The organism is [Mycobacterium] stephanolepidis, assembly GCF_002356335.1.
GTDB classification, from domain to species: domain Bacteria; phylum Actinomycetota; class Actinomycetes; order Mycobacteriales; family Mycobacteriaceae; genus Mycobacterium; species Mycobacterium stephanolepidis.
The window spans coordinates 2,472,132-2,492,073 of the sequence record NZ_AP018165.1; the positions used below are offsets into that span (position 1 = coordinate 2,472,132).

Sequence of the window (19,942 nt, forward strand, 5' to 3'; positions counted from 1 at the left end):
AGGCCGCGCAAGGCTAGGGTTCCATCGCAGGTTGAGCGAGTGGCGGGAGTCGAACCCACGTCTTCTGATTGGAAATCAGAGATCCTGCCATTGAACGACACTCGCAACTGCCCCGGATTACTTCAACCGACGGGCGCCACTCGGTTTCTCACGCATGAAACTTGTTCGAATCAGGGTTGTTTGGACCTTCGGGGTCGACAACCTAATGTCGGTCACGAGCTCGAGTTCACACTTCTGCCTATCAGCTCTCTGGTTGTGAGCGCGGTGTAGGTAACCAGCAGGGCACCGGCTGCCGCAGCGTTGAGGCTCACATCGCGAACACGGACGTGGGCACCGAAAGCGAAGCTGAAATAAATGGACAGCATGACCAGAGTGAGCTTCGCCAGGGCGGGGAATCGCGCCCCCGCGAGTAGGCCGATAGCCGAGGCGCCTTTGATGATCGGGAATATCTCTCGATGTTCTTTGGGGTATCTCACTGTGTCTAGGCACCGGCCCACATACGGGATGGGCTGGATACAAAGAGCGGCATCGACTGCCTGAAAGGCGCCAAGCGCTAAGAGGATTCGTCGATCAGTTCCAGAAGTGATCACCGGGTGAGTCAAACACACATCGCTGGAAATTGCGAGCTTTCCTTTCCAATCGATCATAACCGCCCGATCAGAGCTGCTGTGCAGCAGTCGATTTGGAGTCGTTGATTGCGCATGAACGCTAATCACACTGTCACGCAACCTATCTGATGGTCAGAGTCGGCAGATCATCGCGGCACGCGACAACCAGATCAACCCCCAACCGCTCGCGCACGAAATTGAGGTCCGGTGGCGATCGGCTACGACAGTATGTCACCGTGGTCAAGATTTTAACAAACTGTCGGATGTTCACCGACTCCGAGTGTGTTAACGTCGCCAGTATGCAACACGGGGTAGGGAGTGGTTCGGGATTGTTGGGCAGAGTCGCCGCACTTGTTGGGCGTTCCCCCAAGATGATCGTGGGATTGGCTGCCCTGTTCACTATCGCTGCTGGTCTCTACGGGCTTCCGGCAAGCCAGAGTCTCCCCGCCGGCGGATACGACGTGCCGAACTCCGAGTCCTTGCGGGCACAGCAGTTCTTGCAGGACGAGTTCGGCGTCGGGGGCAACCCGATCTATTTCACCGTGACGGCACAGAACGGCGCAGATAGCACTGCGGCGCTCACGCAAGCCCACAAAGTGGTTTCAGCGCTGTCCGGGTCTCAGTACATCCACCAAATCACCTGGTACGGGCAGACCCCCGCCGGGGTAACCAACCCCCTGATCTCCAAGGACGGCAGAACGGGACTGGTAGTTGCACGCCTCGAAGGGGATGACACAGACGCCCCGGCGCGGGCCCGTCACATCGCAGATCCTCTGGTGGGCGCGCACGACGGGGTGTCTGTCCAAGGAGGCGGGCAGGCGTTGACATACGACGCCGGCAATCGGCAGTCCCGTGAAGACCTGATCGTGATGGAGGTCATCGCGTTCCCGATCACCTTCCTAGCCCTGGTATGGATCTTCGGCAGTGCAGTGGCCGCGCTGCTGCCGTTGGTGGTCTCGCTGTTCGCTATCGCAGGAACTGCCGCGGCGCTCAGTGCTCTAAACTTAGCTACGGATGTTTCAATCTTCGGAGTCAATGTCGCGACAGCTCTCGGGCTTGCATTAGCTATCGACTACACCTTGTTTATCGTGTCCCGGTATCGCGAGGAGCTGGTGTCTGGCTCGACACAGGCGTGTGCACTTAATGTGACGATGCAGACCGCTGGCCGCACGGTGCTGTACTCGGCGATGACCATGGCGTGTACCGTGGCTGTGATGCTGATCTTTCCGCAGTATTTGCTGAAATCTTTGGCATACGCGAGCTTAATAAGTGTGATCCTTTCTCTGGTGGGTGCGCTTGTAGTTGCACCGGCACTCATAGTGCTACTTGGGGATAAACTCAATAAGTTCGATATACGTAGTTATGTGGGCCATCTATTTCGTCGGAGCGATGCAGCGCCACAGGAGACGAGCGATAGAGTCTGGGCCAGGATTGCCAGATTCTCCACGAACCGGCCAGTAACGGTGATCATAGTTATCGGAGCTGTGCTGGCTTTGTTGGGATTTCCGGTGCTCGGAATCAAGCTGGCATATCCCGACGACCGTGTATTGCCGACCTCTCAGACAGCGCGTCTTGCGGGCGATATTGTCCGCACTGACTTTGATCAGAATTTCACTGCTACGACCCGAATCGGAATTATGGGCGAATCCATACCGCTCGATTCGGTGGACCAATACGCGCAGCGCCTCTCAGAGATCGGCGGCGTCCGGGCAGTGAGCGCCCCCGGCACCGTCTATATCCACGGCCAGCGCGTGGGGCCCAGCACCCCGGGCAGCGCCGATCTTCGTGACACCGGGGCGTACGTCTCACTGAGCACCGACGTGGATCCATTCAGTGATCAAGGCAAGAACATGCTCGAGACGATCAAGGGAGTTCCGGGGCCCGCGCAGGTGCTCGTCGACAGTCTCGCCCAGAAGAACAAGGACAACATCGCCGGAATCACCGACCGCCTCCCGCTGGTCCTGATCGCGATCATCGCGGTGACGTTCGTACTGATCTTCCTGATGACCGGAAGCATCATCCTGCCGATTAAGGCGCTCGTGATGAACCTGCTCTCGCTGTGCGTGGCTTTTGGTGCGCTGGTGTGGATCTTCCAGGACGGGAACCTCGGTGGCCTGGGAACTGTGGCGACAGGTCACTTCACCGCGTTCATCCCGCCACTGCTTGCCTGTATCGCCTACGCGTTGGCGATCGACTACGAGATCTTCGTGCTCTCACGTATCCGCGAGGCGTGGCTGGCCACGGACGGCACCCCTGCGGGCAATAAGCAGGCGGTAGCGGTCGGGCTCATGCGCACGGGGCGAATCGTGACAGCAGCAGCGACCGTGATGATCGTGGTCTTCATCGCAATCAGCGCAGGACAGGTGGCGTTCATGCGCGGCCTGGGCGTCGGTCTCGCAGTCGGGGTTGCCGTAGATGCGTTTCTCGTTCGCCCCCTGCTGGTGCCCGCCTTCATGCAGCTCATGGGGCGCCTGAACTGGTGGGCGCCCGGCCCCCTAGCCCGATGGCACCGGCGCTGGGGGCTTGTGGAGGAATCAGAACCTTCCCCCGTCCCGGTAACTGCCGGCACGCGCTGACTCCTAGTTTGAGGCTACGGTGCCGCAGCCCCAAACTAGGGCATCTTCCAGCTGATGTCGGTGAGGGCTAAGCGTAGGGACTCCGATGGAGACACTCGCAAGTCTTCATAGAGCAGCTTCTGGATCTCCCGGTAGGTGCGGGCGGCCTCGGCATTCCTGCCGAGCATCCGCAGCGCAGCGATGCGACTTCCCCAAATCCGCTCGTTGTACGGGTTGTCCAGGGTGTATTGCTGTGCTGCTGCTGCGGCCTCGTGCGCCATTTTGAGGGACAGGTAGCACGCAAGGAGGGTCTCTTGCGCCAGCTCCTTGCTCGAGACGAGCTCCCGGCTCAGCGACTGCACGCGCAGACTGTCGGTCATCTCCTGCAGCGGCGTACCGCGCCAGGTGCTCAGCGCCTTCTCCAGCATCGCCACTGCAACACTGGGCGCCTTGGTGCGAAGCGCGAAGCCCTCGTTGACCCACCGGATGAACACGTACGCGTCCACATCCTGTCGCGTGACATCCAAGCGGTAACCGGAGCGTCCAGCGGTCTGCAGGAGATCCGGTGAGACTCCCTGGAGCTCGAGCCAGTTACGCAGACGCCGGATGTTCGCATGCAACGCATTGATTGTGTCTTTGGCGCCAGTCAGTGCCAGTTCTTCAATCAATTCATCGCGTGCGAGGACTTCTCCAGAATGGACCGATAACAATGTCAATGCATTTTGAAGTTTAGCTCCCGAAGGAATGCATGCGCGATCACCGACTCTGACTTGCAAAGGCCCTAGAAGCTCAATTTTGGCACGCATCGAAACACCCCCAGTGTTTGTGAATAATCACAAACACATCGTAGGGCTTGTGGTTACGAAGCTTAGCCTGATCTTGATCAGTCGCCAACCTTAAGCACTACGCACATAGTCTCAGCCACGTATCCCGCGCGCACACATTAAATCTTGCAGCGACGAGATACTTTTGAACGTTAATTCTAGGTTGCTACCAGGGGTTTCATCGGAACTGCTGCTACCCATTTCAGAGAGAAGTCAGGCTCGTTTCAGAGGGCTCTGCCACTCTTCGGGCACCGGCTGGACGACAGCCGGGGACAGGAGACATCCATGACAGTCACGGACACCGTGAACACCCGCGCACTGTTGTCGTTCGGGAGCTTCGTCGGGGGAAAAGAAGTAGCCTCGGATAGTTGTTACTACGTAGTTGATCCCCGCAACATCCTTGACGACTCATTTGCTGCATTGTCACTCAAGCGCAGACTGGACACAGGGGAGCAGCCGTACACCCCAGACCTTGAGGGGATCGTCGGCCGGGTAGCCGCCGGCACCGCCGAGCACATGGCCTCCGCGATCGCCTCCGCGGCGCACGCCACCAAACTCTGGCGATCGGCGCCAGTAGAGGTCCGTGTCGATGAATTCCTTGACCGACTCCGGGCACGTATCCTTGACCAGCGCGAGCACATCGAGCGTGTGGCACTGTACGAGGGCCACCCGCGCGAATTGGTGCGCTGGGAGATCTCCGGGTGGCTGGCGACAACGACGCAGGATTCCAAGGACTTCTACCGCAACCAGCTCTGGACACAGCTCACCGAAGGCGACACCACGCGGATCATTCGCCGGTGCCCCGACGGCGTGATCTGCATCAACCCACCGTCCAACGCGCCGATGTCGAGCGCCATGCTGGCTGCCACCAGCATCATGGCCGGAAACGGAGTGGTCGTACGTGCCCCGCGATCGGTTCCGCTGGGCGCGTTCTACAGCATGATCGAGATCATCACCCCGGTGCTCGAAGAAGTGGGCGCACCAGCGGGGTTGGTCAACGTGGTGTGCACCGAACCAGTACCTACCTTCGATCAGTGGCTCGAAAGCCCCCTTGTCAACGACATCATGTACTTCGGGGCGGTCAAGCCGGGGTTGGACATCGAGCGGCGCAGCATCGAGGCGGGCAAGAAGCCCATCCTGGAGCTGGCCGGCAACGACGTGGTCACCGTATGGTCAGACGCCAACCTCGACTACGCCTCAGATGCGCTGCTCGAGGCGTTCTACGGATCGGGGCAACTCTGCATGATCCCCAATCTCGTTATAGCGCACCCAGATATCGCAGACGAACTGATCAAGCTGGTGCTCGCAAAAGCTGGGAACCTCCGCTATGGGTACCCAGACGAGGATGGAGTGCTGCTGTCTCCAGTGCTGCGGCACGACAAGTTCTACGACACTCTCAGTGACGCGATCGACAAGGGAGCGCACCTGCTGACCGGTGGCGGCAGCACACATGTCGACGGATCACCGTCGTCGACAGGTATGTTCCTGCAGCCCACCATCATCCGCGTCAACGGCCTACAAGACGCGCGCCGAACGCAGGCGGTGGAACATGAGACGTTCTTCCCGCTACTACCCATCGTCGTTCCCGATGAACACGACGGAGAGCTGACGCTGTCCACGGTAATCGATTTCGTCAACACCAACATGTACGGCCTGCGAAACTCCCTGTGGACCAACAGCGTAGACATCATCGATACCTACGTTGCCAATGTCACCAACAGCGGAATCATCAAGGTCAATCAATCGCATATCGCGTTCACCGCACCGCTGCCTACCCACGGAGGCACCGCCCTGACCGGCGGAGCGCTCGGTGAAGCGAACTATCCGGCACTGCGAACCTCGCACATGCAGGGTGTCTCGATCTCGTACACACCGCGTGCACCGCGTCATCACCAGGAAGGTGTGTAATGCTCGAAACCACTGGCGCGGCGTATGAAATCGCCGAAAAACTGCTACCCGGAATGCTGGATGCACTCTCGGAAAAGACATTGCAGGAGCTCGAGGTTCCCGGAAGCCCAGGAATCGAAATCTTCCGCAAGTTCAACGGGCCGGCACTGGTCATTCCCACCACTCATTCGGGGGCAGGGGCATCACCGATCGAGACGGTGGCCGTAATGCGAGCGATTGCGACCAAGTCGCCCTCGCTGGCGGTGGCCACTGCGATGCACCACTTCTCAGTAGCCACACTGTTCACACTCGCCGACAGCCTGCAATCTAGCGGATTCGAGTGGGCCATGCTCGAAGTGATCGCATCACAGCGGCTGCTGGTCTCCTCCGCTTTCGCAGAAGGTGTACCGGGGCAAAGCGTTGTCTCTCCGGTGGTTTCGGCGCGGCATGCAGACGGGGGAGTCGTGATCAACGGCTCCAAAAAGCCATGCAGCTTGTCGCGCTCGATGGACTTTGTGTCGCTGAGTATGGCAGTACCGCCATCCGAAGGAAAAGAGCCCGATACGCTCTTTGCCCTCATCCCCGCTCAGACAGACGGTGTCTCGGTCCACCCGTTCTGGGGCACACCAGTGCTGGGCGGAGCCGAGAGCGACGAAGTCAGGTTCACCGAGGTGTTCGTCGACGAGCAGCTTACTGTGCCCGCCAACAACAACGGCGGGGCACTGGACCTTCTTCAGACAATCGGATTTGTGTGGTTCGAGCTGCTGATCACCAGCTGCTACCTGGGCGCCGCGACCGCCCTGGTCGAGCGTGTGTACGAAGGCGCCCGCAGCTCAACTAGTGTGCGCGCAGACCTTTCGGTGCGCCTAGAAACAGCCACGCTGTTGCTTGAACGTGTTGCTCTTCACCTGCAGCACGAGCAGGTCACCGAGCGCTCACTCGTCTCGGCGCTACACGCCCGCTACGGCGCACAAGATGCCATTCGTGAAGTGGCGGCCAAGGCCGTGGAAGCACTCGGCGGGATCGGATTCATCTCCACGAGCGATGTCGCGTACCTGTCAGCCACCTGCCAGTGCGCCGCATTCCACCCGCCGTCACGCCTATCGATGTCCGACGCACTCGCGGAAGCGGCCGTCGGCGGCCCGCTGCGACTCAGCTAGAACGGACAACAAATGCCAACTCTCAGTGGCACATTGACACACACGACCACCCGCGAGATCGCTGACACCTACCGTAAGCACCTGAACGCGGGCCGGGCCACCCTCGGGGACGTTTTCGGTGGGCACATCGAGACATCGTCCACGGGATCCTGGCTCATCACCGCTTCCGGTAACCGATTCTTCAACGCCGGCGGCTATGGAGTGGCGCTGGCCGGATACCGGCATCCCGTGATCGTGGCGCACATTCGCCAACAGCTCGACGAGCACCCCATATCCTCGCGAATGTTCTACGAGCCTGTGGCGGCCCGCGCCGCCGAGGCGTTGGCGGCCATCACGCCCGCCGGACTCGACCGCATCCACTTCGCATGCTCTGGCGCCGAAGCCACCGAGGCCGCCATGAAAATAGCGCGCCTCAACGGGTGCCGCCGGTTCATCTCCATGCACGGCGGATACCACGGGAAAACCCTTGGCGCACTGTCGCTCACCTCCCGCGAAGTGTTCCAGGCCCCGTTTCGCCCGCTACTTCCCGGCGTCAGCCACGTACCGTACGGAAACCTTGAAGCACTGCGCGCCGAACTCGCGATGAACACCACGAAGGCCTGTGTCGTCGTCGAGCCGGTCCAGGGTGAAGCAGGCGTCATCATTCCACCGGCTGGTTACCTGTCCGGCGTACGCGCATTGTGCGATCAGTACGAGGCGCTGATGGTCGCCGACGAGATCCAGACCGGGCTCGGCAGGCTCGGGAAATGGTGGGGAATCAACCACGAACAGGTGATCCCAGACATCCTGCTCTCGGGCAAGATGCTCGGCGGCGGGGTGATGCCAGTATCTGCAGCGATCACGACCACCGAATGTTTCCGGCAGCTCGACAAAGACCCCTACCTCCATACCTCAACATTCTCTAGCACTCCATTGGGCATGGCAGCGGTCTGCGGTGCGCTGACCGTCATCAGCACCGAAGGGCTGGTCGAGCGCGCCGCGGCGATCGGTGAGGAGATCTTGGAGGGCATCCGGTCCGCACTCGAGCCGTGGTTCGAATCCCACGAGGTTCAGGTGCGGGGCAGGGGTCTGTTGATCGGGATCGCATTCACCGACGCATCCCTCGTGGGCGATCTCCTCATCGAGCTCATCAGCCACGGAATCATCGTTAACCACTCACTGAACTCTGATCATGTCTTGCGATTGACCCCACCGGCGACCGTCGACGCAGACGAGATCAACTTCCTCCTATCAGGTTTCCGCAATGCCGTGGAGCAAGTCTCTAGGCGAGCCAAAAACCACCCCGCCGCCCAGTAACCATTGGAAGGAATCTCTATGCGTACCGCATGCCTGACCGTGTCATCCAGCTCGTACCCCGACAGAGCTTACGTAGCGATCTCCCGATTCGAGGAGTATCCCAACTTCGTGAACGACATCTCCTCTATCACTGTGCGCCCGGAAACGTCGGGCACTGCTCCACCCAACACCATGTATAGCGATTGGGAGGTGAATTTCCGCAACGGACCACTCAAATGGACGGAGGTCGACTACCACGACCCCGTGAAGCGTCAGATATCTTTCGAGCAGCACTCCGGAGATTTCGAAGTGTTCCGCGGTCTGTGGCGCGTAGACGCTACAGATACTGGCTCTCGAGTCGGTTTCGAAGTCACCTTCGATTTCGGCATCCCGAGCTTGGCCGGAGTGCTAGAACCTATCGCCGAACGTGTCCTGAAGGAAAGCATCTACACCATCCTGGATCGCATTCTTGAGAATGTTGCGCTGACAGAAAATAATCTTCTGACCAGTGAAGATCAACGTGCCATCGCCGCGGCATCCGACGATGCCTATTTCTCCCGCAGAGTCGGCGTGAGCTGACTTAACCCAATAAGAGCGCACCGGGAGGAACACTGACATGGATCATATAAATCGCTTCGAGTCGAAGACTACGTTCGGTCTGCTACGCGCTGAGTATTTTGTCGGGATGGTCGCGTCAGGCGTACTGCTGCTGTGGAATATCGATGAAATCCGCTGGATACCGGCGATAATCCTATTCAGCTGGATAGATGTAGTCGGATACATCCCTGGTGTAATCGCGCATTTCACGCGGAAGCGAGAACCGCTGCCGAAATACTATTACGTCCTATACAACACGATGCACAGCTTCCTGACGCAAGCAGCCGTCGCGGCGCTCTGGGTCTATTTCTTCGGATGGGAATGGGCACTCCTGGTTATCCCACTGCATCTGTGCGGAGACAGGGCGCTATTCGGCAACTTCATGAAGCAGTTCTATCTACCATTCGAACCGAAAGCGCTACCCGAGTTTGTCGAGCTCGAACGGCAGGTCAGCGGGCGCTCCCACCCATCCGGGAAGGACGCCGACTATGCCGACGTCACTCAATGAGTACCGGCTACGCCGCAAGCAGGAACCAGTAGACCGCGAACAGTGCTTAAGCCTGTACCGCACACTGTCCTCCTCAGTGAGCATCGTGTCGGCAATGTGCCCCGAACTCGGCCCGCTCGGCCTCACAGTCTCGGCGATCGGCGCGATCAGCGCGGACCCGCCGCTGCTAGCGGTGTGTCTTGCCCACGAGTCCAGGACTCTGAACACCGCGGTCATCGCTGGGCGCTTCGGGGTGCATGTCCTGCGCGCCGACCAGCGTGCCTTGGCCACTGAGTTCGCCACACCGAACTCGGCGCGATTCACCCAGCACGGATTCGCCTCGATCATGGGCGTGCCGATTCTTACCGAAGTCGACACTTGGGCCATCAGCGAGCTAGTTGATGCCCGCATATACGGCGACCGAACCCTGCTTATCGGTGAAGTGATCGCAACCCGCCAGGGCTCCTCGGGAGATCCCTTGATCTGGCACGACAGCAGCTATCTAGACATCGACCCTTCACCGCCAATTAGTGGGAGAGAACAATGAGCGCACCCGAGATCGCACACACCGCTGAGACACAACCGATTTGGTGGCCATCCGTACCTGCACAACCCGGCCCGATCCTCGAAGGACGCGCCGACGTCGACCTGGTCGTCATCGGTGCAGGACTGGCAGGGCTGGCCGCCGCATACTACGTCACCGAACTGCGACCCGAGTTGACGGTGGCCGTCGTCGAGGCCAAGCACGTCGGTGCCGGCGCCACCGGGAGAAGCACCGGGATCGTGTCACCCGGGCTGAGCATGCCGCTGAAGTCTTTCCGCCGCAAGTACGGAGATCCGGCGGCCGCCGCATCCTTCGATGCGACATTCCACGGCGTACAGCTTCTGCGTGATCTGGTTCGCCAGGAAGACATCGACTGCGATGCGCGCGATGAACCCCACACCCTGGTGGCCCTGACGGACCGATCGCTGCGGCGGATGGAAGTACACCTGCAGAACTTGGCCGAGCTGGGCCGCGAGGTGCCCTGGTTGAGGTCACAAGAACTCGTCGAGCTGGCTGGCGCCGGATACAAAGCTGGATTCGCCTACCGCGACGCGATGGTGGTCGACCCCTACCGGCTCGTAGTAGGCATTACCTCTGCACTGCGCCGCCGAGGGGTCGCCGTATACGAGAACAGCCCGGTTATCGACATCTCGGCGGGTGTGTCCGGTGTACAGGTATCGACGGTGCGGGGCCAGATTCGCTCCCGCGTCGGACTTCTCGCTACCGACGGCTACTCCGGGAACCTCAATCCGCTGCGCTCGTCGGTAATCCCACTGCGCACCCATCTGCTGGCAACCGCGCCACTGAGCGACGAACAGCTGGGACAGATCGGATGGTTGGGGCGCGGCGCAATTATCGATCAGCGCACCTTCTTCAACTACTACCGGATGTCCCAGGACAAGCGGATCGTCTTCGGTGGCGGCCCAGCGTTCGTCCCGTCGAAGGTTGCTGCCCGTGACGTGGTGCGGTCCCGAAAGATTCAGGAACTGGTTCGCCGAGAACTCATAGAGCGGTTCCCCGCGATCGCGGGAATCGAGATTGACGCCGCCTGGTCAGGTATCACCGCCAGCTCCTTTGACCGCAACCCAGTCGTGGGCCCAGTAGCAGGAATGGACGGACTCTGGTTCGCCGGAAGCTGGTGCGGTCACGGCATTTCCACGTCGGTCGATACGGCATGGAGGTTCGCGCGCACACTCATCGGCGAGCCACTTCCCACCGACATTCCGTGGTTCCGGTCCCAGGCACAGAAGGTACCTTCGCCACTGGTACGCCAGATCGCCATCGGCTCGTATCTCAAGATCCTGCAAGCCGCAGACACTCTCGACGCAAAGACAACCGCACCCACTCAGCACCCCACAGCTGTGAAGTCCCCTGGTGCAACAAGTTTCACGGAGGCCATCAAATGAGCACCACCACCGAACTCGATCGCAAACACGATGTCATCATCGTCGGTGGGGGAATCGGGGGATCGACGCTCGCGGCTATACTGGCACGGCACGAGGTGCGTGTGCTTATGATCGAAGCCAGCGGCCACCCACGATTCGCTATTGGCGAATCCACTGTGCCCGAGACGATCATGGGGCTAAGGAACCTCGCGTTGCGGTACGACGTGCCGGAGATCGGTGACCTGTCTGCACACGGCACGCTGTCGAAGAAGGTCAGTTCCGGTTCCGGCGTGAAGCGGAACTTCAGCTTCGTCTATCACCAGGACGGAGCGCGATCCAAACCCACGGAGTACAACCAGTACCCGACTTGGGGGCCTCCCATAGGTCCGGATTCACATTTCTTCCGCCAGGATGTCGATGCCTACATGTACCAGGTCGCCCTATCCTATGGTACCAAGGGACTTACTCACACCGCGGTTACCGATGTGGTGTTCGGCGCCGACAAAGTGACCGTGCATACCGAATCCCAGGGCGAGTTCGAGGCAAAGTACCTGGTGGATGCCGGGGGGATGCGCAGCATCCTCGGCGAGACACTGGATTTGCGTATCGACCCGCCCTACCGCACCCGATCACGAACCATTTTCAGCCATTTCACCGGGGTGCGTCCGTTCGACGATGTCGTGGAGACCGACGCCCGCACGGGCGCGATCAGTCCGTTCAGCCAGGGAACATTGCACCACCTGTTCGAAGGGGGATGGGCCTGGGTCATCCCGTTCGACAACTACCTCGGGTCGACCAGCCGCCTCTGCAGCGTCGGTATCAATCTCGACGTCGACAGGTATCCCATGGACCCCGAGCTCACACCGGAGCAGGAGTTCTGGAAGCATGTAGACCGGTTCCCAGATTTCCGTGCTCAGATGGCCCAAGCCGCCGCCGTGCGCCCGTATACGGCGTCCCGACGCAGTCAGTTCGCCTCCAAACAGGTTGTCGGGGACCGGTGGTGCCTGCTGCCGCACGCATCCGACTTCATCGACCCGCTATTTTCCAGCGGGCTCGCAGTCACGGTAATGATTCTCAACGCGCTCGGGCATCGGCTGATCGACGCGGTGCGCAACAACAACTTTGCCACGGAGCGGTTTGCGTACATCCAGGAGTGGACGAAGCGATCGTTTGACTACTACGACAAGCTGGTATCGGCCTCGTACACGAGCTTCGACAGCTTTGATCTGTGGAACGCCTGGTTCCGCGTCTGGACGATCGGGACGCTCTACGGGGTGAACGGCCAGATGGAAGCCTCGTTCGACTTCAGCAAGTCAAGCAACAGATCCGCATTCCAGGTCCTCGAGACCCGGCCCTACCGCGGGATCCAGGGTGTCGACAACGCAACAATCAGCACCATGTTCAGTCAATCTCTGGCAGCCATCGATGAATACCAAGGCGGGCTGATTGACTCGGCTGAGGCGCAAGATCGCATCTACGGAGCGCTCCGCGAGAGCGGGCTGATTCCCAGGTTCTGGAACACCCTCGATGCCGCCGATCAGTGCCCCTCAGGTCCATTCACACTGCTGTCCATGTCGCGCATTCTGGCGTGGGGCAAGTACCAGAGTCCAGAGCATGTACGCGGCCAGTACTTCAAATCCGGTTTCGGCCCGGTCATGAAAGAAGCCGCAAAGTTCTACGGAACCACCGTCAAAGTCGGTGTCCGGGAGGCTAATCACGCCATTCGGGACATGGTCACCTCGAAGAACAGAGACTGGAAGTAGCGGCCGATGAGCGTCGCGGTGGTGGCCTTGGCGTCGCTCCCGAAAGAGACCACGCTGGTCTTCTTCGTTGACCTGGTCCTCCTTTTGGTGGCCGCACTGATCTGCGGAGCAGCCGCGGCGCGGATCGGCCTATCGAAGATGGTTGGAGAAATAGCCGCAGGTGTTCTACTAGGGCCGACGGTCTTTGGTCACTTCTGCCCAGGCTGGGCACAGGCATTGTTCGGACCTGGATCTGGATCGGAGATTATCAGCGGCCTGGGTCAGCTCTCGGTAGTGCTGCTTGTCGGGGTGGCCGGCATGCACGTGGACATCGACATGATTCGTCAACGCATGGCCCGAATCGCGATCATCAGCACGCTGGGGCTGGCCATCCCATTGGCATGCGGGGTGGCAGCGGGGCTGGCAGTGCCCGAACCACTGAAACCTCCTGGAGTGGAACGCATTACCTTCGCACTGTTCCTGGGCACCGCAATCGCGGTGTCCGCGATCCCAGTGATCGCGCGGATCCTCATGGACCTCGGCCTGTCGAAACACGAGATTACGCAAGTGATACTGGCCGCCGCCGTCGTCGATGACGTTGCAGGATGGGTGCTGCTATCGGTCGTCACCGGCACGGATGGCGCCCATACGGGCGCACTGCTCCAGATGTCCCTAGCCATACTTTGCGTGCTTGCCGCCTCAGCGTTCTTCGCACGCCAGGTAACCCGGCGCCAGTTGATGCATCGATGCTCGAACCTGGCAGCCTCCACCAGCACGACCGCAACCGCGGCGACCATCATCTTGTTCGCCACTGCCGGTCAGCTGCTGGGGTTCGAGCCGGTCATCGGCGCCTTCTTCGCAGGGATGCTGATCGCGCTGGCAACCCCGCCCGGCAGCCGAGTGCACAAACCCATGCACACTATGGCAATAGCGTTCTTTAGTCCCATCTTCTTCGCCACCATCGGACTGCAGCTTGACCTGTCCAAACTTGCCAGTATCCCGGTCCTAATCCTCACCGCAACAACGTGTCTAGTGGCAGTGGCGTCGAAATTCATCGGCGCTGGACTAGGCGCCAGAATGAGCCGGTTCAGTTGGCGTGAATCGATCGCGATAGGCGCCGGACTCAACACCCGCGGCGTCATTCAGATCGTTATCGCCACGGTGGGCGTGCGCTGTGGTGTTTTTGGCCCCGAGATGTTCACCGCGCTGGTGGTGACAACCATCGTCACCACCATCATTGCGGCGCCAGTCCTGCGCCACACACTGGCTCCGAATCCCGACACGGAACACGACCAGACTCCGGCACCCGCCGACCCGCAGCTGGAACTGGCAACCTCAGGCGCCGCTATACGTATCAAAGTCGCCCCAAGCTGATCGACCAAGAAGGTGGAAACCATTGTCCGAGCACACAAAAAATGTCATCGACCCAGTCGAGTTGATCGCGAAATACGCTGACCACCCCAGCGGATTCCTCGGCTGTAACGACGAAACCAGCCACTTCACCGACCCGGACGTGCCCGGCGCTATCGCGTACCGAAACCGGGGCCGAACCGTTTTCGTGCTGGGCGGACCATTCGCCCCAGTACAGTATCGCGGGGCCCTCCTAGACCGCTTCCTGACCTGTGTTGTGGGTCGCCGCAACCTGGTCGTCGTGCAGCTCCGGGAAGCCGACATCCCACTGTTCGACGAACGAGGTTTCACCATAGATCAGTTCGGCAGCTCGTACTCAGTCAACTTGTCCGAATTCACTACCAAGGGCAAACACCTAGCTAAGGTACGCCAGAACGTCTCCCGGGCTAGCCGTGAGGGAACCAAAGTCCGGGAGATCGACAGTGCCGAATCTTCGGCAGAACTGGATCAGATCGATCGAACGTGGCTGCGCGCCAAAGGATGGCACGTCAAGAAACTCGACTTCATGGTAGGCCAGCGCATCGGCCGAGGAAGCGACCGCAAGCGCCTGTTCATCGCCGAGCGCGACGGCGAAGTCACCGGATACATCTCATACTCGCCGGCATACGGCACCCGCCCAGGATGGCTCTACGATCTGACTCGTCGCGGCCCGGATGCCTCGGTTGGGACCGTTGAACTGATCAATCTCACTGCGCTGGAGCAGTTCCAGAGCGAGGGAGCAGGTTGGCTGCACCTAGGACTGACACCGTTTGCGAGTATCGCCGCGGACTCTCCCAAGTCCTCCAGCAGCGTAGTGAGCTGGATGGTCAGACAACTCGCGCAGCGGGGAAGCAGCATATACCCGGCGAAAACACAGGAAGCGTTCAAACACAAGTGGGCGCCCCAGGTGATCGAGCCTGAATACCTGGCGTTCTCCCACGGCCCCAAGGTATTTCCGGTCTGGCACCTCCTGAGGCTGACCAACGCACTATAGGATCCGCGTCTTGAAACCCGTTACCTACCAGGAAAGTTGAAAAGATGACGACATCGACGACGTCACCAGGAAGTTTGAGTCGGAACGAACAATTTCGGTTTGCGCGCCACGCGGTCGGCGCGCAACTGAAGTCACTTCCAGGAAGTGTGCGCGCCCGACTCGGCCGCGGTGCATCCAGCGCATTGGCCCGCGAACAAGCCCCACCGGACAGCGCACTGTCGCTGGCAGCCGCAGGGTTCGTGGCTGAGCACTATTCGACGAGCCTGTATCACCACTGCTTGCGCTGCTGGTACTTCGGAGACTTCTTCGCCCAAATCGGCGGATACCGCTACGACCCTGAGCTCCTTTATGTCTCATGCCTTTTCCACGATATCGCGCTAACGAGCAAGTACCGGGATCAGCGGACATACGCCTGCTTCGCCGCCGAAGGGGGAGCACTGGCCAAGTCATGGCTCGAAGCCCAGGGCACAAGCCCCGGATACGGCGACACCGTGGCGAATGTCATCGCACGGCACATGGACGTCAGCGTTTCAGCCGGTGTTGCCGGCAACGAGCCCTACCTCCTGCATGAAGCAGCACATTTGGATGTGGCCGGGGCGCGCGTGGACGAAATTCCCGCCTCGTTCGCCCGCCAGGTCGCCAGCAGGCATCCGCGAGAAGGTTTTTCGAGCACATTCATCGACGCAATGCGGCACGAAGCTACTCAGCGGAAGTCTTCCCGCGCATCTGTGTTGTGGAAGATCGGCATGCGGCTCCCGATCGCAACCAACCCGCTGGACACGGCAGGAAGGCAATGACAATGCCTAGGCGCGTGCATACCGCTGCCAGCCTTCCTGCCGCGCGTCCCCGCGACACATCAGGAGCAGTGATCGCGGTCATCGGTTTCACGTTCGTAGCCCTCGGTATTTGGGCAGCCACTGATCCGGAATCGTTCGGCAAGACCATCGCGAACTTCGGCGAGTTCAACCCACATCTCATCCACGACTACGCCGTGTGCTCGATAACATTCGGCACCGGGCTACTCCTTGGGTGGAGGATCCCGAGCTGGCGCGCTCCAACCCTCATCCTGGCAGCGATCTGGAACGGGATGCACGGGTTCTTCCACATCCTCGACATGTCGATGGCCAACACCAAGTACCTCGGCCCCGCCGAAGCGATCCTGCTGTGCTTGACCAGCGGCACGCTGGCAGGACTTGCAGCCTGGGAGTACCGGCACCCACGCAGTGGCCAGACCCGCGAAGTGAGCCGCTCCGGTGAGTGAGGACCAGCTGCTGTCGCAGTACCGCAATACCGTCGTGACGCCCCTCGGCACCATCAGCTACCTCGATGTCGGAGCCGGGCCTGCCACTGTGTTCATCCACGGAGTCCTCACCAACAGCTTGTTGTGGCGCAAAATCATTGTCCAAGCTGCCAGGGACGGCAGACGGTGCATCGCGCTCGATCTGCCTGGGCACGGGCAGACCCCGGTACCCGTGCAAGACCTGGACATCACCCTTTCCGGGCTTGCAGATCTGGTGATCGGTTTCGTGAACGCACTGGGAGTGGCCGGGTTCGACCTCGTGGCCAACGACACCGGGGGAGCCGTCGCCCAGATTGTCGCCGCACGTGCGGGTGACCGCATCCGCACGTTGACCTTAACCAACTGTGACACCGAAAGGCACGTACCTCCAACACTGTTCAAGCCGATCGTGGCACTAAGCCCTCCGTGGCTGATGGCCAGGGTGGGTCCACGCGTATTCAGACGGCAGGGTGTGCTGCGGGCACTGTTACGGGCCGGCTATCGCGACCCGGGTGCGCTGCCCGCGGAGATCATCGAATCCTATGGTCAGCCGGTTTTCGGCACCCCTGAGTCATCCCGATTTCTCGCAAAAATGCTGCGCGCTATGCACAGCCGGGACCTCGAAGACGCCAAAGCGGGACTGGCCGCATTTAAAGTCCCCACGCTGATCGTGTGGGGGACGGGCGACCACTTCTTTCCGGTCAAATATGCCCACAGGCTCGGGAAACTGATCGCAGGCACGGTCGCCGTCTACGAACTCAACGATGCACGACTGTACTTCCCCGATGAAGACGCCCAGCAACTTCTCCCGCTGCTGCAAGGACACTGGTCATCGGGCCACCAGAGCTCGACCGCATAAGGAGCACGCCGACGATGTTGGAGATGAAACCGGCCTGCCAGCGCTGCCAGGTAGAGCTGGGCCACACCGACTCCGCGTGGATATGCAGCTACGAATGCACGTACTGCGCAGAGTGTAAGCCCTCACTTCCGGTGTGCCCCAACTGCAAGGGGGAGCTCACCCCGAGACCCCGGCGTGCCCTGGCACCCACCAGCGACGGGTAGCAGAGGCCATGATCGCCGAGACAGGACCCCTCGTGCACACCCACAGCGCCGACACCGGCAGACTAGTGTTGCAGTGCGCCGATCAGCTCGGCGTTGTGGCATCAGTGAGCACCTTCCTAGCCAAATCCGGCGCGAACATCATCTCGCTGGCTCAGCACTCGACGCAGCCCGAGGGTGGCAGATTCCTGCAGCGCACAGTGTTTCATCTGCCGGGACTGAAGGCAGCTATGCATGACATCGAACGGGAATTCGACACTACGATAGCCGCCGAATTCGGAATGGATTTCCGGTTCACCGACTCGGCGGCTCCCAAACGAGTAGCGATCCTGGCGTCTCGCGCTGATCATTGCCTGTTGGATCTGCTGTGGCGCCATCGCCGCGGAGATCTCGACATGCGAATTGCGCTGGTGCTGTCAAACCATCCTGATCTCGCCGAACAAGTTCGATCCTTCGGGGTGCCTTTCATCTGCGTACCCGTGACACCCGGCGCCCGGGCCGACGCCGAGTCGCGGCAGCTCGCCCTACTTCGGGGCAATGCCGATCTTGTGGTATTGGCACGCTATATGCAGATACTCTCTCCGGCGTTCCTGGCCGATATTGATTGCCCACTGATCAACATCCATCACTCGTTCCTACCAGCGTTCACCGGGGCCATGCCCTACCGCCGAGCGCGGGAACGAGGCGTGAAAATGATCGGCGCCACAGCGCATTACGTCACCGAAGAACTCGATGGAGGCCCGATCATCGAGCAGGACGTGATCCGAGTTGATCACACGCACACCGTCGAGGACCTGGCGCGCCTCGGGGCCGATGTGGAGAGACAGGTGCTCTCCAGGGCAGTCGCATGGCACTGACAGGACCGGGTCATGGTTTTCGGAAACGAATCCGCTGTTCTGTAATCGATGTTCGGAAATGAATCTGCTGTCATATCGGATTCAGATACCGATGCTCTATCAACGAATTGTATTCGGAGAGTACTATCGGGTATATGAAAGAACCTAAGTCGGGCCGACGCGAGTGGTATGCGGCATTAACTCGTGCAGCAATCGTGGACGTCGCTCGCGTCCAGTTTGTCGAACGAGGGTTCGAAGAAACTTCTGTTGATGACATCGCAGAAGGCGCACAGGTCAGCAAAGGCGCTGTCTACCATCATTTTAAAGACAAGCAAGAGATCTTCATTGACGTTTACCGTGAGGCGACCAAGGGCATCATCGAGGACGTCGTCAAGGTGCTTGTCGATGTGCCCGTGGGCTCTTGGGAGCGCATCGAGGCAGCGGCCAGTGCAGTAACTCGCGGCTACACCAACCAGGCAGAGCCTAGGTCGCTGGTGCGACAGGTGATGGGTGTCTTGGGCGCCGAACGGACGCAGGAACTTGAAGGTGAACTCGCGCTGCCGCTCATTCGCACACTGCTACAGGAGGCGGACGAAGCCGATCTGCTGAGCGACGTTTCGATCGAGACGGCTTCTCAGCTGATTTTCCGTGTGCTCTGCGAGTCGTCGCTGCTGATCGCCAATTCAGATAACCCTGGGAAGGCTTCCGCGGAGGTTGAGGTGGTCATGTTGAGCATGTTCGCCGGATTGCGTAACTAGGGATGAGGCAAGTGCCAGGGCGCCTACTGCACACACCGAAGAAAGGACTAGTAGTCGAATGCAAACCTTAGAGGTCCGCCGCACTTACGCCGCCTCGATCACTGAGACTTTCGACTGGTTCAGTAACGCGCACAACTACACCGCTGCGCCCTTCTTCCGATCCTGCAGGCTGATTCAGCCGGGTAGGGAAGCTGCGTTCGGGTCCGGTGCAGTGCGTCAGTTGAGATTTCCATTTGGGATTGTGCAAGAGGAGATTACGCAGTTCGATCCGCCATTCTCATTTCAGTACAGGGTTGTCAAGAGCGTGCCTCCAGTGAATCACGACGGGGGAGAAGTGGCGCTCCGCGAAACCGGTGCTGGGACCGAGCTGGTCTGGACATCCACTGCCGAGCTACGGCTCCCCGTGTTGGCGGTACCGCTCACGCGCATTATCTTTCCGGCGCTGTTCGGGCGCGCCTTCACGCAGGTACTCGATGCCGCTGAGATGGCACTGGCCGTCAAACTGCCAGCCTGACGGCCAGCGTCGTAACTGAAGCATCTGGGTTCGCGGGGACCGGTCATAC

General features: G+C 60.2%; 20 protein-coding genes and 1 tRNA gene. 18 read left to right on the plus strand and 3 right to left on the minus strand.

Features of this window, described 5'->3' with window-relative positions; translation table 11 throughout:
- Positions 1-34: 34 nt before the first annotated feature.
- Positions 35-105, minus strand: a tRNA-Gly gene (locus tag MSTE_RS12225).
- A 107-nt stretch (positions 106-212) separates the two neighbouring features.
- Positions 213-590, minus strand: coding sequence for a DoxX family protein (locus MSTE_RS12230; RefSeq protein ID WP_231897098.1), 378 nt, complete (start codon positions 588-590; stop codon positions 213-215).
- 317 nt (positions 591-907) lie between these two features.
- On the opposite strand from MSTE_RS12230, the gene MSTE_RS12235 reads away from it, so the two are divergent.
- The gene (locus MSTE_RS12235; RefSeq protein ID WP_096505794.1) at positions 908-3,184 is read left to right on the plus strand and encodes an MMPL family transporter; all 2,277 of its coding nucleotides are present in this window, start codon (positions 908-910) and stop codon (positions 3,182-3,184) included.
- A 35-nt stretch (positions 3,185-3,219) separates the two neighbouring features.
- On the opposite strand, the gene MSTE_RS12240 is transcribed toward MSTE_RS12235, so the two are convergent.
- Positions 3,220-3,969 carry an AfsR/SARP family transcriptional regulator gene (locus MSTE_RS12240; RefSeq protein ID WP_096501522.1) on the minus strand — a complete coding sequence of 250 codons (750 nt, stop codon included), beginning with the start codon at positions 3,967-3,969 and terminating at the stop codon, positions 3,220-3,222.
- Between the two features lie 303 nt (positions 3,970-4,272).
- On the opposite strand from MSTE_RS12240, the gene MSTE_RS12245 reads away from it, so the two are divergent.
- The 17 genes from MSTE_RS12245 (at position 4,273) to MSTE_RS12325 (ending at position 19,893) form a co-directional block, all read left to right on the plus strand.
- Positions 4,273-5,895: an aldehyde dehydrogenase family protein gene (locus tag MSTE_RS12245; RefSeq protein WP_096501524.1), complete on the plus strand. Its 1,623-nt coding sequence runs from the start codon at positions 4,273-4,275 to the stop codon at positions 5,893-5,895.
- Positions 5,895-7,034 (plus strand): acyl-CoA dehydrogenase family protein, encoded by a 1,140-nt coding sequence (locus tag MSTE_RS12250; RefSeq protein WP_096501526.1) that lies wholly within the window; start codon positions 5,895-5,897, stop codon positions 7,032-7,034. The genes MSTE_RS12245 and MSTE_RS12250 overlap by 1 nt, the downstream gene beginning before the upstream one ends.
- Positions 7,035-7,046: 12 nt before the next feature.
- The gene (locus tag MSTE_RS12255; RefSeq protein WP_096501528.1) at positions 7,047-8,330 is read left to right on the plus strand and encodes an aspartate aminotransferase family protein; all 1,284 of its coding nucleotides are present in this window, start codon (positions 7,047-7,049) and stop codon (positions 8,328-8,330) included.
- Positions 8,331-8,348: 18 nt separating this feature from the next.
- A complete protein-coding gene (locus tag MSTE_RS12260; RefSeq protein ID WP_096501530.1) occupies positions 8,349-8,888 on the plus strand; it encodes a type II toxin-antitoxin system RatA family toxin in 540 nt (179 codons plus the stop codon).
- Between the two features lie 37 nt (positions 8,889-8,925).
- Positions 8,926-9,414 carry a hypothetical protein gene (locus tag MSTE_RS12265; protein ID WP_096501532.1) on the plus strand — a complete coding sequence of 163 codons (489 nt, stop codon included), beginning with the start codon at positions 8,926-8,928 and terminating at the stop codon, positions 9,412-9,414.
- Positions 9,395-9,940, plus strand: coding sequence for a flavin reductase family protein (locus MSTE_RS12270; protein ID WP_096501534.1), 546 nt, complete (start codon positions 9,395-9,397; stop codon positions 9,938-9,940). Before MSTE_RS12265 ends, MSTE_RS12270 begins: the two co-directional genes overlap by 20 nt.
- A complete protein-coding gene (locus tag MSTE_RS12275) occupies positions 9,937-11,343 on the plus strand; it encodes an NAD(P)/FAD-dependent oxidoreductase (protein WP_096501536.1) in 1,407 nt (468 codons plus the stop codon). The genes MSTE_RS12270 and MSTE_RS12275 overlap by 4 nt, the downstream gene beginning before the upstream one ends.
- Positions 11,340-13,085, plus strand: a complete 1,746-nt coding sequence (locus tag MSTE_RS12280; protein ID WP_096501539.1) for an NAD(P)/FAD-dependent oxidoreductase — start codon at positions 11,340-11,342, stop codon at positions 13,083-13,085. The genes MSTE_RS12275 and MSTE_RS12280 overlap by 4 nt, the downstream gene beginning before the upstream one ends.
- A 6-nt stretch (positions 13,086-13,091) precedes the next feature.
- Complete coding sequence (locus MSTE_RS12285; protein WP_096501541.1) at positions 13,092-14,438, plus strand: cation:proton antiporter; 1,347 nt, start codon at positions 13,092-13,094, stop codon at positions 14,436-14,438.
- A gap of 22 nt (positions 14,439-14,460) precedes the next feature.
- Positions 14,461-15,447, plus strand: a complete 987-nt coding sequence (locus MSTE_RS12290) for a bifunctional lysylphosphatidylglycerol flippase/synthetase MprF (RefSeq protein ID WP_096501543.1) — start codon at positions 14,461-14,463, stop codon at positions 15,445-15,447.
- 44 nt (positions 15,448-15,491) lie between these two features.
- On the plus strand, positions 15,492-16,244 hold the full coding sequence (locus MSTE_RS12295; RefSeq protein ID WP_096501545.1) for an HD domain-containing protein: 753 nt from the start codon (positions 15,492-15,494) through the stop codon (positions 16,242-16,244).
- 71 nt (positions 16,245-16,315) lie between these two features.
- On the plus strand, positions 16,316-16,708 hold the full coding sequence (locus tag MSTE_RS12300; protein ID WP_096505796.1) for a hypothetical protein: 393 nt from the start codon (positions 16,316-16,318) through the stop codon (positions 16,706-16,708).
- Entirely contained in the window at positions 16,701-17,585 is an 885-nt protein-coding gene (locus tag MSTE_RS12305) for an alpha/beta fold hydrolase (RefSeq protein ID WP_231897057.1), read from the plus strand. Before MSTE_RS12300 ends, MSTE_RS12305 begins: the two co-directional genes overlap by 8 nt.
- Before the next feature lie 23 nt (positions 17,586-17,608).
- Positions 17,609-17,788 carry a DUF1272 domain-containing protein gene (locus MSTE_RS12310; protein ID WP_231897099.1) on the plus strand — a complete coding sequence of 60 codons (180 nt, stop codon included), beginning with the start codon at positions 17,609-17,611 and terminating at the stop codon, positions 17,786-17,788.
- An 8-nt stretch (positions 17,789-17,796) separates the two neighbouring features.
- Complete coding sequence (purU, locus tag MSTE_RS12315) at positions 17,797-18,642, plus strand: formyltetrahydrofolate deformylase (protein WP_096501549.1); 846 nt, start codon at positions 17,797-17,799, stop codon at positions 18,640-18,642.
- A gap of 134 nt (positions 18,643-18,776) precedes the next feature.
- Positions 18,777-19,379 carry a TetR/AcrR family transcriptional regulator gene (locus MSTE_RS12320; RefSeq protein WP_096501550.1) on the plus strand — a complete coding sequence of 201 codons (603 nt, stop codon included), beginning with the start codon at positions 18,777-18,779 and terminating at the stop codon, positions 19,377-19,379.
- A gap of 58 nt (positions 19,380-19,437) precedes the next feature.
- Positions 19,438-19,893 carry an SRPBCC family protein gene (locus tag MSTE_RS12325; protein ID WP_096501551.1) on the plus strand — a complete coding sequence of 152 codons (456 nt, stop codon included), beginning with the start codon at positions 19,438-19,440 and terminating at the stop codon, positions 19,891-19,893.
- Positions 19,894-19,942 lie beyond the last annotated feature (49 nt).